13 protein-coding genes are annotated in these 14,277 nt (G+C 60.9%); 12 read left to right on the forward strand and 1 reads right to left on the reverse strand.

What is annotated here, in order from left to right:
* Nucleotides 1-2: 2 nt before the first annotated feature.
* The 9 genes from O3A94_07005 (at nt 3) to O3A94_07045 (ending at nt 9,850) form a co-directional block, all read left to right on the forward strand.
* Nucleotides 3-1,727, forward strand: a complete 1,725-nt coding sequence (locus tag O3A94_07005; GenBank protein ID MDA1356001.1) for a hydantoinase B/oxoprolinase family protein — start codon at nt 3-5, stop codon at nt 1,725-1,727.
* A 105-nt stretch (nt 1,728-1,832) separates the two neighbouring features.
* Nucleotides 1,833-4,112 (forward strand): bifunctional salicylyl-CoA 5-hydroxylase/oxidoreductase, encoded by a 2,280-nt coding sequence (locus O3A94_07010; protein MDA1356002.1) that lies wholly within the window; start codon nt 1,833-1,835, stop codon nt 4,110-4,112.
* Nucleotides 4,109-4,882 carry an SDR family NAD(P)-dependent oxidoreductase gene (locus O3A94_07015; protein MDA1356003.1) on the forward strand — a complete coding sequence of 258 codons (774 nt, stop codon included), beginning with the start codon at nt 4,109-4,111 and terminating at the stop codon, nt 4,880-4,882. The genes O3A94_07010 and O3A94_07015 overlap by 4 nt, the downstream gene beginning before the upstream one ends.
* Nucleotides 4,882-5,388 carry a MarR family transcriptional regulator gene (locus O3A94_07020; GenBank protein ID MDA1356004.1) on the forward strand — a complete coding sequence of 169 codons (507 nt, stop codon included), beginning with the start codon at nt 4,882-4,884 and terminating at the stop codon, nt 5,386-5,388. Before O3A94_07015 ends, O3A94_07020 begins: the two co-directional genes overlap by 1 nt.
* On the forward strand, nt 5,385-6,194 hold the full coding sequence (locus O3A94_07025; protein ID MDA1356005.1) for an enoyl-CoA hydratase family protein: 810 nt from the start codon (nt 5,385-5,387) through the stop codon (nt 6,192-6,194). The genes O3A94_07020 and O3A94_07025 overlap by 4 nt, the downstream gene beginning before the upstream one ends.
* Nucleotides 6,194-7,363 carry an acyl-CoA dehydrogenase family protein gene (locus O3A94_07030; protein MDA1356006.1) on the forward strand — a complete coding sequence of 390 codons (1,170 nt, stop codon included), beginning with the start codon at nt 6,194-6,196 and terminating at the stop codon, nt 7,361-7,363. The genes O3A94_07025 and O3A94_07030 overlap by 1 nt, the downstream gene beginning before the upstream one ends.
* The gene (locus O3A94_07035) at nt 7,363-8,997 is read left to right on the forward strand and encodes an AMP-binding protein (GenBank protein MDA1356007.1); all 1,635 of its coding nucleotides are present in this window, start codon (nt 7,363-7,365) and stop codon (nt 8,995-8,997) included. The genes O3A94_07030 and O3A94_07035 overlap by 1 nt, the downstream gene beginning before the upstream one ends.
* Nucleotides 8,997-9,425, forward strand: a complete 429-nt coding sequence (locus O3A94_07040) for an acyl-CoA thioesterase (protein MDA1356008.1) — start codon at nt 8,997-8,999, stop codon at nt 9,423-9,425. Before O3A94_07035 ends, O3A94_07040 begins: the two co-directional genes overlap by 1 nt.
* A gap of 26 nt (nt 9,426-9,451) precedes the next feature.
* The gene (locus O3A94_07045) at nt 9,452-9,850 is read left to right on the forward strand and encodes a RidA family protein (protein ID MDA1356009.1); all 399 of its coding nucleotides are present in this window, start codon (nt 9,452-9,454) and stop codon (nt 9,848-9,850) included.
* Nucleotides 9,851-9,854: 4 nt separating this feature from the next.
* Here the strand turns inward: O3A94_07045 and kynU are convergent, their stop codons facing one another.
* Complete coding sequence (kynU, locus tag O3A94_07050) at nt 9,855-11,090, reverse strand: kynureninase (GenBank protein ID MDA1356010.1); 1,236 nt, start codon at nt 11,088-11,090, stop codon at nt 9,855-9,857.
* Between the two features lie 84 nt (nt 11,091-11,174).
* On the opposite strand from kynU, the gene kynA reads away from it, so the two are divergent.
* The 3 genes from kynA to O3A94_07065 are packed head-to-tail and all read left to right on the forward strand — an operon-like array spanning nt 11,175 to nt 14,240.
* The gene (gene kynA / locus O3A94_07055; GenBank protein ID MDA1356011.1) at nt 11,175-12,017 is read left to right on the forward strand and encodes a tryptophan 2,3-dioxygenase; all 843 of its coding nucleotides are present in this window, start codon (nt 11,175-11,177) and stop codon (nt 12,015-12,017) included.
* 32 nt (nt 12,018-12,049) lie between these two features.
* A complete protein-coding gene (locus O3A94_07060; protein MDA1356012.1) occupies nt 12,050-13,294 on the forward strand; it encodes a dienelactone hydrolase family protein in 1,245 nt (414 codons plus the stop codon).
* Between the two features lies 1 nt (nt 13,295).
* Complete coding sequence (locus tag O3A94_07065) at nt 13,296-14,240, forward strand: 3-hydroxyacyl-CoA dehydrogenase (protein MDA1356013.1); 945 nt, start codon at nt 13,296-13,298, stop codon at nt 14,238-14,240.
* Nucleotides 14,241-14,277: the final 37 nt, after the last annotated feature.

Genomic DNA, 14,277 nt, shown 5'->3' on the forward strand with positions numbered 1-14,277 from the left:
TCATGGATATGGTCACGATGAACATCGTCGATTCCGCCATGGTCGCCATTTGCCGCGAGATGGGCGTGAACGTCCAGAAAACGGCTTATTCCACGATCTTCAGCGAAGCCGAGGATTTCACCTGCGCGCTCGCCAGCCCCGAGGGCGATATGATCTCGGTGGCCGAATTTTGCCCGGCGCAGATCGGCGGCGTGCCGCTGCTGGTGCGCTCGATGGTGAAGGAAATAACCAATATCGAACCGGGCGATGTGATCGTCCATAACGACCCGTATCGGGGCGGCCTGCATACGCCCGAACACACCATGTTCAAACCGATCTTCGTCGCTGATGAATTGATGGGCTTTGCTGTCTCGATCGGCCATTTCGTCGAAGTCGGCGGCATGGTGCCGGGTGGCTTTCCCGGCGAGGCAACAGAGATTTTCCACGAAGGTCTACGTGTGCCGCCGGTGAAGCTGATAAAGCGCGGCAAGGACGTGCCGGAAGTGTGGAAGCTGCTGCTCGCCAACGTGCGCACGCCGCGCGGCAATTATGGCGATCTCCGCGCTCTAATCAGCGCCGTCGATATGGGCGAGAAACGCCTGGTCGAGCTGATTGAGAAATACGGCAAGGAGACCTTCCGCCAGACCGTCAGCGATTTGATGGATTATTCCGAATCGCGCATGCGCGCCGAGATCGCCGCCTTCCCGGACGGCCGCTACACCTTCGAAGACTGCCTGGAAGACGACGGCATCGAGGCCAAGGAATATTGGATTCGCGTCGCCGTGAATGTGCAGGGCGATGAAGTGGTGATCGACTACACCGGCTCATCGCCGCAGGCCAAGGGGCCGATCAACGCCACCCTCGGCGTCGCCTGGTCGGCTTCCTACAACGCCATGCTGCACCTGACCGATCAGACGATTCCGAAGAATTCCGGTTGTTTCCGCCCGATCCGCGTGATTGCGCCGGCCGGCACGGTGATGAACGTCAATTATCCCGGCTCTGAAGTCGGCGGCAACACCGAGACCCATCCGCTGATCGTCGCCTGCATTTTCGGCGCCATGTCGGAATGCGCGCCGCACCGGGTGATGGCCTCGGAAGGCACGACGCATGGCTGCTTCGTCTTCGGCGGCCACGACAAAGAGAATGACGAGCCGTTCGGCGCCTTTGATTTCACCTATGTCGGCTATGGCGGGCGGCAATTTGCCGATGGCAACGACGCCACCGATTCGATCAACGGCAATTGCGCCAACACGCCGACGGAAGTGTTCGAAACGCGCTATCCGTGGATCGTTGAGGAATATGCGCTGCGCCCCGATTCAGGCGGCGCCGGCGAATATCGCGGCGGCCTCAGCATTTCCAAAACCATGCTGTGCACCGACGACGTGACGATCAGCCAGATGACCAACAAGCATATTCGTACTTCTTGGGGCCTCAAAAAGGGCAAACACTCCGTCTCCGGCGCCACACTTTATCAGGCCAAAGGCGCGAATGATTGGCAGACCATCAAGCAAGCGTTCGGCAAGGTCTCGTCGAGCAAATATTCCAACGTGCCGATCGGCCCGGATGAGCGCATCTCGGTAAAAGCGCCGGGCGGCGGCGGCTTCGGCGACCCGGCAAAGCGCGACCGCGCGGCAATCGTCGAAGACGTGCTGGAAGGCTATATCAGCCGCCAAAAAGCCACCGAGGATTACGGCTTCAAAGAAAGCTGGATCGCCCAATACGCCCCGGAAGACGCCGCCGCAAAGTAAGCGCGGCGGAGAAACACTATCCCGGCGGCGAAACCTTGCCCGCGCGATATTTTAAGCCTAAAATAAAAATATCGGCACAGGGGTTTTTCGGGAAAGGCTGCGGCCATGAAGATTGCCTGTATCGGCGGCGGGGCTGCCGGACTTTATTTTGCTATCTCGATGAAACTGCGCGATCCCGGCCACGACATCACCGTGATCGAGCGCAATCCGCCCGGCAATACCTTCGGTTGGGGCGTGGTGTTCTCCGACGCCACCATTCAAAATTTGCGCGATAACGATCCCGAGACGGCACAGGAGATTCTTGCCAGCTTTGCCCATTGGGACGATATCGATGTGCATTTTAAGGGTACGACCGTCACTTCGGGCGGGCACGGGTTTTGTGGCATCGCGCGCAGTCGGTTGCTGAATATCCTGCAACGGCGCGCCGCCGCGCTCGGCGTCGAAATCATCTTCGAGACCGAAGTCGAGAGCCTAGAGTCCTATCTAAGTTATGACCTGGTGGTCGCCGCGGACGGCTTAAACAGCCGAGTGCGGGAGACTTACGCCGAAAAATTTCAGCCGAGCGTGGACGTACGCAAGAACCGCTTCATCTGGCTCGGCACCAAGCACAAGTTCAACGCCTTCACCTTCATCTTCGTCGAGACCGAGCATGGCTGGGTGTGGGCGCATGCTTATCGTTTCGATAGCGATACCTGCACCTTCATCGTCGAGATGTCCGAGGAAACCTGGCAGGCGTTGGGGCTCGGCAATATGCCGCTCGGCCAGGGTATCGAATGGTGTGAGAATTTGTTCGCCGAACAGCTCGAGGGCGACAAATTGATCAACGATGCGCCACATCCGAGCGACGAAGCGTGGCGCAAATTCCCCGCCATCTCCTGCGCCCATTGGTCGTTCGACAATGTGGTGCTGATGGGCGACGCCGCGCATACCGCGCATTTTTCGATTGGCTCGGGCACCAAGCTCGCGTTCGAGGACGCCATTAGCCTGGCCGACCTGATCACCGAGAAAGGCGAACTTCAGGCGGCGTTCAAAGTGTACGAAGACGAGCGCCGGTTGGAAGTGATCAAATTGCAAAGTGCGGCGCGCAACTCGACCGAATGGTTCGAAGACCTGCCGCGCTATACGGCGTTGGAGCCGATCCAGTTCGCCTATTCCCTGCTGACGCGGAGCCAGCGGGTGAGCCATGAGAATCTGCGTCTCCGCGACAAAGTCTGGCTCGAAGGCGTGGAATCCTGGTTCGCCGAACGGGCCACCGGAAAGTCGGGGCAAGCGGCGGTGCCGCCGATGTTCACGCCTTATCGTTTGCGCGGCATGGAATTGGCCAACCGCATCGTCGTCTCACCGATGGCAACCTATAGCGCGAGCGACGGCGCGCCCAATGATTTTCATCTGGTGCATTTGGGCGCGCGCGCCCAGGGCGGTGCCGGGCTAATTTTCACCGAGATGACCTGCGTCAGCCCCGAAGGGCGCATCACCCCAGGCTGCACCGGCATGTATCGTGACAGCCACGCTAGTGCTTGGAAGCGCATCGTCGATTTCACCCATGCGGCGGGCGCAGCCAAGATTTGCCTGCAGCTCGGACATTCCGGCGCCAAGGGGTCGACCAAGATCGGCTGGGAAGGCATGGATGAGCCGCTAGAGGAAGGCGGCTGGGAGCTGATCGCGCCCTCGCCCATCGCTTGGTCGCCGGCCAACGCGGTCCCACGCGAAATGACGCGCGACGATATGGAGTTGGTGAAATCGCAGTTCCTCCATTCGCTGGAACTTGGCGACCAAGCCGGCTTCGATATGGTGGAACTGCATTTTGCCCATGGCTATCTCCTCTCCGCCTTCATCACGCCGCTCAGCAACCGGCGCGAAGACGCCTATGGCGGCTCGCTGGAAAACCGCCTGCGCTATCCGCTGGAAATTCTTAGCGCGGTGCGCGAGCGCTGGGACAAGCCGCTGTCGGTGCGTATTTCCGCCACCGACTGGGTCAAGGGCGGCATCGAAATAGCGGACGCAGTGGCCATCGCCCGGCTGCTGAAGGCGGCTGGTGTCGATATCGTTAATGTCTCCGCGGGACAGACCAGTATTGAAGCCCGGCCGATATATGGCCGCATGTTTCAGACGCCGTTTGCCGAGCGCATCCGGATGGAAACCGGCATGCCGACTATCGCGGTCGGCAATATTTTCGAGGCGGATCATGTCAACAGCATCCTCGCCGCCGGGCGTGCCGATCTCTGCGCCCTGGCGCGGCCGCATCTCGCCAATCCAAACTGGACACTGCATGCGGCGGCTGAGCTGGGCTATGACGGCGTCGCCTGGCCGAATCCCTATTTAACCGGCAAAGAACAATTAGAACGCTTAACCGAACGGGCACAACAAATGGCACAAATGATATGAGCAGCGGCACAGCACTCAAAGGCAAGCACGCCTTCATTACCGGCGGCGGTCACGGCATCGGCGGCGCCAGCGCCGAAGTACTCGCCGCAAGCGGCGCAATATTGACGCTTACCGGGCGCAATATGGAGAAACTCGAAGCGAAGGCGGCGAGGTTGCCCGGCGCAGAGGTGCGTCAGCTCGATGTGACCGACGAAGATGCGGTCAAGCGGGTGTTCGCTGAAGCCGCGGCGTCGCTTGGCGCCATCGATATCCTGATTAACAATTCCGGCATCGCGGAGACCGCGCCGTTTATGCGCACCTCGTCCGACATGTTGCGCCGCCTCATGGAAGTGAATTTGATCGGCGCGCATATCTGCACCCAGCAGGTGCTGCCGGCGATGATCGAGGCGGGATGGGGGCGCATCGTCAATATCTCCAGCCTCGCCGGGATTTCGGGCCAGCCCTATATCGCCGCCTACTGTGCCTCGAAGCACGCCATGGTCGGCCTGACACGGGCCCTGGCCCTCGAAGTCGCAAAGAAAGGCATCACGGTGAACGCCGTCTGCCCGGCTTATGTTGAGACCGGCATGGTCGAGAAGGGCGTCGAAAACATCCAGAAACTCACCGGCATGAGCGCGGACGACGCACGCGGCGAGTTGGCCAAGAAAAACCCGCAAGCGCGCATCATCGAGGCCAGTGAAGTTGGCGCCACGGTGGGCTGGCTGTGCCTGCCCGGCTCGGAATCGATCACCGGACAATCCATCGCCATGGCGGGGGGAGCGTGGATGTAATGGCCCGCGCAGCCAGAAATACCAGCTCGCGCAGCGAGGAAAAAATGGCGGAGGGTAAAGAATCGCTCCGCTTGTGGCTGAGGCTCTTGACCTGTTCGACCATGATAGAGCGCGAGGTACGGACGCGACTGAGAAACGAATTTGACGCCACCTTGCCGCGCTTCGACATGATGGCGGCGCTTGAGCGCGCGCCCGATGGTCTCAGCATGGGCGAGCTGTCGCGCCGCCTGATGGTGTCCAACGGCAATGTCACCGGCGTCGCCGACCGCTTGGCGCGCGAGGGCCTGGCAAAGCGCTGGTCGCCGCCAGCCGACCGGCGCTCCTCGCGGCTCGCCTTGACGGCGCGCGGTCGCAAGGAATTCTCAGGCATGGCGAAAGCGCATCAAAGCTGGATCGAAGAGATGATGGCGGGTCTGAATGCCGCGGAGCGCGATGCGCTGATGGCGCTGCTCACCAGGGTTAAACTTTCGATCGGCTCGGAAGATGAAGGAAGAGACGCGGCATGAAATTGACACAGTATAAAGCGGCGCATTTCCTATGGTCGACGGAGGGCGGCGTGGCGACGATTACCCTGAACCGCCCGGAGCGCAAAAATCCGCTCACCTTCGATTCATACGCGGAGCTGCGCGATTTGTTCCGCCGCCTCAGCGATGCCGAGGATATCGATGCGGTGATCATCACCGGCGCCGGCGGCAATTTCTGCTCCGGCGGCGACGTGCATGAGATCATCGGTCCGCTGACCAAAATGAACATCGGCGACCTGCTCGAATTCACCCGTATGACCGGCGATCTGGTGAAGGCCATGCGCGCTTGCCGCCAACCGGTGATTGCCGCCATCGACGGTGTCTGCGCCGGCGCGGGCGCGGCGGTCGCCATGGCGGCCGATATGCGCCTTGGCACGGCGCAAAGCAAAACCGCGTTTCTCTTCGTCCGTGTCGGCCTTGCCGGCTGTGACATGGGCGCCTGCGCCATCCTGCCGCGCCTGATCGGCCAGGGCCGGGCCGCCGACCTGCTGTTCACCGGCCGCGCCATGTCGGGCGAAGAGGGCGAGCGCTGGGGCTTCTTCAATCGCCTATGCGCGCCGGAAGAGCTGCAAGCTGAAGCTGTGAAATTGGCGCAACGCCTCGCCGACGGCCCCAATTTCGCCCATGGCATGACCAAGACCATGCTCAACCGGGAATGGGATATGGGCCTCGACGCCGCCATCGACGCTGAAGCGGAGGCCCAGGCGATCTGCATGCAAACGCAGGATTTCCAGCGTGCGTTTGAAGCCTTCGCGGCTAAGCAGAAACCCGTCTTCGAGGGCAATTGATGGCCGATCACAGCTTTCTAGATTGGCCGTTTTTTACGCCCGCGCACCGCGACCTGGCGCTGGCCCTCGATGCCTGGGCCGGCAAGAATCTCGGCGATATCGATGAGACGGATGTTGACGCGGCGTGCCGTGAATTGGTGCGCCGCTTGGCGGCGGACGGCTGGCTCGACCATTGCGTGCCGACGGCCTATGGCGGCGCGTCGGAAAAGCTCGATGTGCGGGCACTATGCCTCATTCGCGAAACCCTGGCGCGCCATTCGGGCCTCGCCGATTTCGCCTTCGCCATGCAAGGGCTCGGCAGCGGCGCCATCTCGCTCTATGGCAGTGACGAGATCCGCTCCGCCTATCTGCCGATGGTGCGCACGGGACAAAAAATTGCCGCGTTCGCCCTTTCCGAGCCCGTCGCCGGCTCTGACGTCGCGGCCTTGGCGACAACGGCAACGCGCGACGGTAATGGCTGGCGCATCGACGGTGAGAAAACCTGGATATCGAACGGCGGCATTGCCGACTATTACACCGTCTTTGCTCGCACTGGTGAAGCGCCGGGAGCGCGCGGCCTGAGCGCCTTTGTCGTCGACGCCGATACGCCGGGCCTCGAGATCGCTGAGCGCATCGACGTGATCGCACCGCATCCGTTGGCGCGGCTCACTTTCGACAACTGTCAGGTGCCGGCGGACCGCATGTTGGGCGCGCCGGGCGAGGGCTTCAAAGTGGCGATGGCGACGCTCGATATTTTCCGCTCGACCGTCGGCGCGGCGGCGCTCGGCTTTGCCCGCCATGCGCTGGATTTGGCGTTGGAGCGCGCCGCCACGCGCCAGTTATTCGGCGGCCCGCTAGCTGAATTACAAATCATCCAGGCCAAGCTCGCCGATATGGCGCTCGCCGTGGATGCCAGCGCGTTGCTGGTCTACCGCGCCGCCTGGACCAAAGATGTGAAGGCCGATCGCGTCACACGCGAAGCCTCGATGGCCAAGCTGTATGCCACGGAATCGGCGCAGATGGTGATCGACGAGGCGGTGCAGATATTCGGCGGACAAGGTGTTGTGTCCGGCGCGGCGGTGGAGAAACTCTACCGTGAAATCCGGGCGCTCCGCATATATGAGGGCGCCTCCGAAGTGCAAAAGGTCGTGATCGCCAAGGCCGCGCTCGCGGCACGGGAAAGCGCGTAATGGTGGCGGAGAAGAGCGCGCATATCGATCGTTTCGCGGCGGAAAGTTTGCCGCGACCGGAGCAATTACCGACGCTTATCTTCACGCTCCCTGAACTGCACTATCCGGCCCGCCTGAATTGCGTCGCAGAATTGCTCGACCGCGCCGTCGCGGAAGGCGATGGCAGCCGCACCGCTATCCTCGCGTCAGGCCTGAAATGGACGTACGCCGAGCTACAGCACAAAGCCAATTGCGTGGCCCAAGTACTCACCGAGGATCTGGGCGTGGTCGCGGGCAACCGGGTGCTGTTGCGCGCCGCCAACATACCGATGCTCGCCGCTTGCTGGCTCGGCGTGGTCAAGGCCGGCGCCATTGCCGTCGGCACCATGCCGCTCTTGCGGGCGCGCGAACTTACTGTGGTCATTGAAAAAGCCGAGATCGCTCTGGCGCTTTGCGACGAAAAACTGGGCGAGGAATTGACCGCGGCGCAAGAGCTTTCGCCCCGCCTCACGGACGTCATCCACTTTGACGGCGCCGGCGGACTAGAAGAGAAAATAGCGCTGAAATCCGGCCAATTTGAGGCCGTCGATAGCGCCGCTGAGGATATCTGCTTCTTCGCTTTCACCTCTGGCACCACCGGCGGGCCCAAAGGAGTCATGCATTGCCACCGCGACGTCCTGGCTGCGTGCGATTGCTTCCCACCGGCCTGCCTGAAGGCAACGAAGGAAGATATTTTCTGCGGCAGCCCGCCGCTTGCCTTTACCTATGGCCTCGGCGGATTGCTGCTGTTTCCGCTGCGCGCCCGTGCGGCAACGCTGCTTGTCGAGCAAGCCAGCCCGGACGGCCTCCTCGCGGCAATCGAAGAACACAAGGCGAGCATATTATTCACGGCGCCAACCGGCTTCCGCGCGATGCAAGAAAAGCTCGGCGGGTATGACGTATCCAGTCTTCGGCGCTGCGTCTCGGCCGGCGAAACACTGCCCAAGGCGACGTTTGATGCGTGGCGAGATGCCACCGGATTGGCGATCATCGACGGCATTGGCTCGACCGAAATGCTGCATATTTTTATTTCTTCAGCGGATGAAGACATTCGCCCCGGCGCGACCGGCAAAGTGGTGCCTGGATACGAAGCGCGGGTTATCGGCGAGGACGGCAACGAGCTGCCGCCGGATGAAATTGGCCGCCTGGCCGTGCGCGGGCCGACAGGCTGCCGCTATCTCAAGGGCGAACGGCAAACGCATTATGTTGAGAACGGCTGGAACTTGACCGGCGACGCCTACCGCATGGATGCGGACGGCTATTACTGGTTCGAAGCGCGCAATGACGACATGATCATTTCCGCCGGCTACAACATTTCCGGCCCCGAGGTCGAGGCCGCTCTGCTCGAACATGAGGCGGTAATGGAAAGCGCCTGTGTGGCATCTCCCGATGAGGCGCGCGGCAATATCGTCAAGGCGTTCGTGGTTCTGCGCAGCGGCTTCTCCGGCACCGATGCGCTCATCAAGGCGCTGCAGGATTTCGTCAAAAGCCGGATCGCGCCCTACAAATATCCGCGCGCCATCGAATTTGTCGAAGCACTGCCCAAAACAGGCACCGGCAAGGTACAGCGCTTTCGACTGCGCGAAATCGAGAGCAAAAAGGCGGGGCGAGGCTGATGGCGGTATTTTCGCGCGATATTGCAGTGCATTTCAGCGATACCGACCCGGCAGGAATCCTGTTCTACCCGCGCTATTTCGAGATGACCAGCGCCCTGATCGAGGATTGGTTCGCCGAAGAACTGGACCATCCCTTTAGCGCGATGCATCAAGGCACCGCATATGGCGTACCAACCCACAGCCTCGATATTTCATTCTCCGCCGCCAGCCGCATCGCCGATGTGCTGCGCTTAACGCTTGGTATCGCGCGCCTCGGCAAAACTTCCTTCACCCTCGACATCAGCGCAGCCTGCGGCGACGAGCCACGCTTCAAAATGCGCCAAGTAATGGTCTATGCCGCGCTCGGCGAAGACGTGAAATCAGCACCGCTTCCCAGCGAATTGCGGGCGCGCATGGAGCGCTTCCTGATACCCGAATCAGCCGACTAAATATTTCGCCCCGAAAGGATTCCCACATGCAGATTTTGCAACCCCCCGGCTGGCGCCGCCCCGGCGGCTACTCCAACGGCGTCGCCAGCGAAGGCCGGCTGGTGTTCGTCGCCGGCCTTGTCGGCTGGGACGAGAACAGCGAATTCCAGAGCGACGATTTTATCTCCCAGACCGCGCAGACGTTGCGCAATACCGTCGCCGTGTTGGCCGAGGCCGGTGCTGGCCCTGAGCATGTGACGCGCATGACCTGGTACATCGTCGACAAGCAGGAATATGTGACACGCCAACGTGAAATGGGAGATGTTTACCGCGAGATTATGGGGCGGAATTTTCCCGCCATGGCGATGGTGGCGGTATCCGCGCTCATGGACGACCGCGCCAAAGTGGAGATCGAAACGACGGCTGTCGTGCCGCACGTATCTTGAGCGTCTAGGTTACCGCGCCGCTATCGCCAATCTTGTAATCTTGCCATTCCTCGCTGCCGAGCACCGCGCTAAGCGCCTCGGCGGCGTCCCATATATCGACATAGCGCAGATAGAGCGACGCAAAGCCGAAGCGCATGACATCCGGTTGGCGGAAATCGCCGATGACGCCGCGCGCGATCAGTGCCTGGACCGCGCCAAATCCATTGACATAGGCATAGGAAACTTGGCCGCCGCGCGCGGCGGAATCCTGCGGCGACAGCAGTTGCAGGCCATGGCCGGCGCAACTTGCCTCGATGCGCGCGATGAAAAGCTCGCTCAGCGCGACGGATTTTGCGCGCAGTGCCGCCATGCCGGCCTCGGCGAAAATATCCAGGCTGCTGTCCAATATGGCCAACGCGATAACCGGCGGTGTGCCCGAGAGCATGCGTGCGATGCCCGGCGCCGGGCGGAACCCAGCGGCGAACTCGAACGGCGCGGCATGGCCCATCCAGCCGCTGAGCGGCTGGCGGATAGCCGCCTGATGGCGCGCGGCGACAAAGATGTATGCCGGCGCGCCGGGCCCGCCATTGAGGTATTTATAGCCGCAGCCGACAGCGAGGTCGGCTCCGGCGCCATTGAGGTCAAGCGGCACAGCGCCGGCGCTGTGGCTCAAATCCCATAAAGTGAGCGCGCCATGTGCCGCCGCGACGACGTTGATTGCCGCCATGTCATGGATGCGCCCGGTGCGGTAATTAACGTGGGTGAGCGACACTACCGCTGTATCGCCATCGATGGCGTCGATAATATCATCCGCCGGCACCAGGCGGCGCTCGACTCTGTCGCCGAGGAAATCGCCGACGCCTTCCGCGACGTAATTATCGGTTGGAAAATTGTCACAGTCAGTTAGCAATACACGTCTTTCGGGGCGGAGTGCGAATGCCGCCGCCAGCAATTTGAACAGATTGACGGACGTAGAATCGCAGGCCACCACTTCGTCTTCCTTGGCGCCGATCAACTGCGCGATCTTGCCTCCCACCTTGAACGGCAACGCCATCCAGTCGGCTTCGTTCCAACTGCGAATGAGGCCGGTGCCCCATTGCTCACCGATAACGCGGGCCGCTCGTTCGACTGCCACCTCGGGCAGCGCGCCGAGTGAATTGCCGTCCAAATAAATCACCCCTTCAGGCAGAACGAAACGGCGGCGGAACGGCGCCATGGGATCGCGCGCGTCTAAGGCGATGCAGTCTTCTCTCGTCGTCATTAGGCGATATTGCCTGTTGCTGAGGTCGAATGCACGGATTGCAGCGACGCCGCCGAAAGACCACAATCGTTGCCGGAGGTACGCGTGACCACAGACGACAAATCAGGCGGATTGCCCGACGGCGCGGCAACGGAATTCACCGACGCGATGAGCTATGGCGATTATCTTGGCCTGGAGCGCCTGTTGGCCTGCCAGGAGCCGCGCTCAGAGCGTCACGATGAAATGCTGTTCATCGTCATTCACCAGGCGACGGAACTGTGGATGAAATTGGTGCTGCATGAATTGACCGCCGCTATGGCGCATATTCGCGCCGGCGATTTGCCGCCGGCCTTCAAGATGCTGGCTCGAGTGTCGCGCATTCAAGCGCAGCTGATACAGTCGTGGGACGTGCTGTCTACCCTGACGCCGGCCGATTACATGACCTTCCGCAGCGTGCTTGGCAACGCTTCGGGGTTTCAATCGCACCAATACCGCCTGATCGAATTTACCCTCGGCAACAAGAATCCAGCGATGTTGATGCCGCATCGCCATGACGCGCATGTCCATAGCCTTCTCAGCGCCGCGCTGGACGCGCCGAGCCTTTATGAAGAAGCGATACTGCTGCTGGCGCGCCGTGGCCTCGGCATCGATGCCGGCCAGATGAAGCAGAATTGGCGCGACGTGCATGACCCCGACGATTCGGTGCGCGGTGCCTGGCTCACCGTTTACCGCGACACGGAATCCCATTGGGACCTCTACGAATTGGCCGAAAAACTGGTCGATCTCGAAGATCATTTTCAGCAATGGCGCTTCCATCATGTGAGCACGGTGGAGCGCATCATCGGCCACAAACGTGGCACTGGCGGCACCAGCGGCGTGCCATATTTGCGCCGCGCTCTCGAAACGCGGTTCTTCCCCGAGCTATGGGACATACGCACCGAGCTATAACTGAAATTCTACCGCATCACGGAGACAAAAAAATGAACGGAAAAATGATCGAAATCCCAACCGGCGACGGTGCGTCGATGGGCGCCTATCTGGCGCTGCCCGAATCCGGCAGTGGCGCCGGGCTGGTGCTGCTGCAGGAGATATTCGGCATCAATCAATCCTTACGCGAGGTCGCCGATCTGTTCGCCGAAGAAGGCTATGTCACCATCGTGCCCGATCTGTTCTGGCGTATCGAACCGGGCATCGACCTCGGTTATAGCGAAAGTGAATTCAGCAAAGCCATCGGCTTGATGGGCAAATTTGACCTCGACCAGGGCATCGAGGATATCGGCGCCACGCTCAAGGCCTTGCGCGCTAGAGACGAATGCACCGGCAAGACCGGCTGTGTCGGGTTTTGCCTCGGCGGCAAGCTCGCCTATCTCACCGCCGCACGCCAGGATGTCGATGTGGCCGTGTCTTTCTATGGCGTCGGCATCGAAGGCTATTTGGCTGAGGCAGGAAATATTTCCTGCCTGTTGCAAATGCATTTCGCCGCGCTCGATCAGCATGTGCCGGAGGCGGCGGTGGCGGAAATCAGTGGCCGATTCGAAGGTCGCGACGATGTCGAAATCTATGTCTATCCCAATGTCGATCACGCCTTTTACAACCATGGCCGCCCGTCAGTTTATAACCGCCCCGCCTCGATGATGGCGCATTCACGCACGATCGCTGCGTTACACAAGGTGATGGGCCCGCATTTCAATTTGGAAGCCCTTTGGGACGAACATCTCAAATATGAATTCGCGACACGCGACACACCTGACACCCTGGCGACAATGGTGAGCGCGCCCTATGTCAACCACGTCCCGACCATGACGGGCGGCACAGGGGTTGAGGAATTGGAACGTTTCTACTCAAATCATTTCATCCCGCAAATGCCGAAGGACACGCATTTTGTGCCGATCTCGCGCACCATCGGCGCCGACCGCGTGGTCGACGAGATGATATTCTGCTTCACCCATGACGAGGAAATCGACTGGATGCTGCCAGGCATCCCGCCGACCGGCAAGAAGGTCGAGATACCGCTGGTCGCGGTGGTCAATTTCCGCGGCGGCAAGCTCTATCACGAGCATATTTATTGGGATCAAGCCTCGGTGTTGGTGCAGATCGGCAAACTCGATCCCGCCGGCCTGCCAATCGCCGGAGTAGAAACGGCAAACAAAGTCATGGACAAATCCCTGCCCTCCAACTCTTTGATGGCGCGCTGGGCGGAAAGCGCGCCCAAGGTGGAATCCTAAGATGGCGCAGAAAATAGCCTGCATCGGGGTCGGCAATCTCGGCCGCGCTTGGGCGGCGATATTTGCCCGCGCTGGGCATGAGGTGGCGCTTTATGACAGTCAGCTGGGCGCTCTCGAAGCGGCGTTGCCAGCGATTGAGAGTACGCTCGAATCGTTGGCGAGCGAAGGCCTCGTTGAGGCAAAAGAGGATGTCATGCGGCGCATCCGGATATGCGATTCGCTCGCTGATGCGCTCCAAGGCGTCGACTATGTCCAAGAGAGCGTGATTGAGGAAGTCGAGACCAAGCGTGCGGTTTTTCGCGAACTCGACCGCGCGGCGCCGCCCGGCGCAATCATCGCCAGCTCGGTATCGTCGATCCCGCCTTCCGAATTCATGGCCAATCTCGCCGGTGGCGCGCGTTGCATCGTTGCCCATCCGGTCAATCCACCGCATCTCATTCCGGTGGTAGAAGTGATGCTCGGTCCAGCGACCAGCGAGGAAACCTTCGAAGCCTGCTGCACACTCCTGAGCGGTATTGGCCAGGTGCCGGTGCGGCTCAATAAGGAAATTTTCGGCTATGTGCTAAACCGCCTGCAATTCGCGCTCATCAACGAGGCGCTGCATCTGGTCGATGGCGGCTATGTCTCGGCCGAGGATGTCGACAGCATCGTCAAATACGGCCTCGGCCGGCGCTGGGCGTTCATGGGGCCGTTCGAGACCAATCATCTCAATGCGACCGGCGGCATCGCCGAGTATTACGAAAAATTTCAAGGTGCCATCGGCGGCATCATCGGCGACCTACACCGCGAGCCACACCCGTTGAACCCGGAGCTGATCGCCCGCTTGGCGGTCGAGATGGAGCACACCACGCCGGTGGCAGAGGTGCCGGCCCGCCAGAAATGGCGCGACCGCCAACTGATGGGTCTGACCCGGCATTTCGGCGATATGCGCCCGGCGCCCGATTAGCGCATGCGGAGTTGTGTGCACTTTCCAAGCGTCTTAT

The sequence above is a fragment of the Pseudomonadota bacterium genome (assembly GCA_027624955.1).
In the GTDB taxonomy this organism is placed as follows: Bacteria; Pseudomonadota; Alphaproteobacteria; order UBA828; family UBA828; genus PTKB01.

Coding starts and splice junctions, on each gene's coding strand:
- O3A94_07065 (MDA1356013.1), top strand. CDS start 13,296: ATGGCGCAGAAAATAGCCTGCATCGGGGTCGGCAATCTCGGCCGCGCT.
- O3A94_07005 (MDA1356001.1), top strand. CDS start 3: ATGGATATGGTCACGATGAACATCGTCGATTCCGCCATGGTCGCCATT.
- kynU (MDA1356010.1), bottom strand. CDS start 11,090: ATGACGACGAGAGAAGACTGCATCGCCTTAGACGCGCGCGATCCCATG.
- O3A94_07035 (MDA1356007.1), top strand. CDS start 7,363: ATGGTGGCGGAGAAGAGCGCGCATATCGATCGTTTCGCGGCGGAAAGT.
- O3A94_07040 (MDA1356008.1), top strand. CDS start 8,997: ATGGCGGTATTTTCGCGCGATATTGCAGTGCATTTCAGCGATACCGAC.
- O3A94_07015 (MDA1356003.1), top strand. CDS start 4,109: ATGAGCAGCGGCACAGCACTCAAAGGCAAGCACGCCTTCATTACCGGC.
- O3A94_07010 (MDA1356002.1), top strand. CDS start 1,833: ATGAAGATTGCCTGTATCGGCGGCGGGGCTGCCGGACTTTATTTTGCT.
- O3A94_07060 (MDA1356012.1), top strand. CDS start 12,050: ATGAACGGAAAAATGATCGAAATCCCAACCGGCGACGGTGCGTCGATG.
- O3A94_07030 (MDA1356006.1), top strand. CDS start 6,194: ATGGCCGATCACAGCTTTCTAGATTGGCCGTTTTTTACGCCCGCGCAC.
- O3A94_07020 (MDA1356004.1), top strand. CDS start 4,882: ATGGCCCGCGCAGCCAGAAATACCAGCTCGCGCAGCGAGGAAAAAATG.
- O3A94_07025 (MDA1356005.1), top strand. CDS start 5,385: ATGAAATTGACACAGTATAAAGCGGCGCATTTCCTATGGTCGACGGAG.
- O3A94_07045 (MDA1356009.1), top strand. CDS start 9,452: ATGCAGATTTTGCAACCCCCCGGCTGGCGCCGCCCCGGCGGCTACTCC.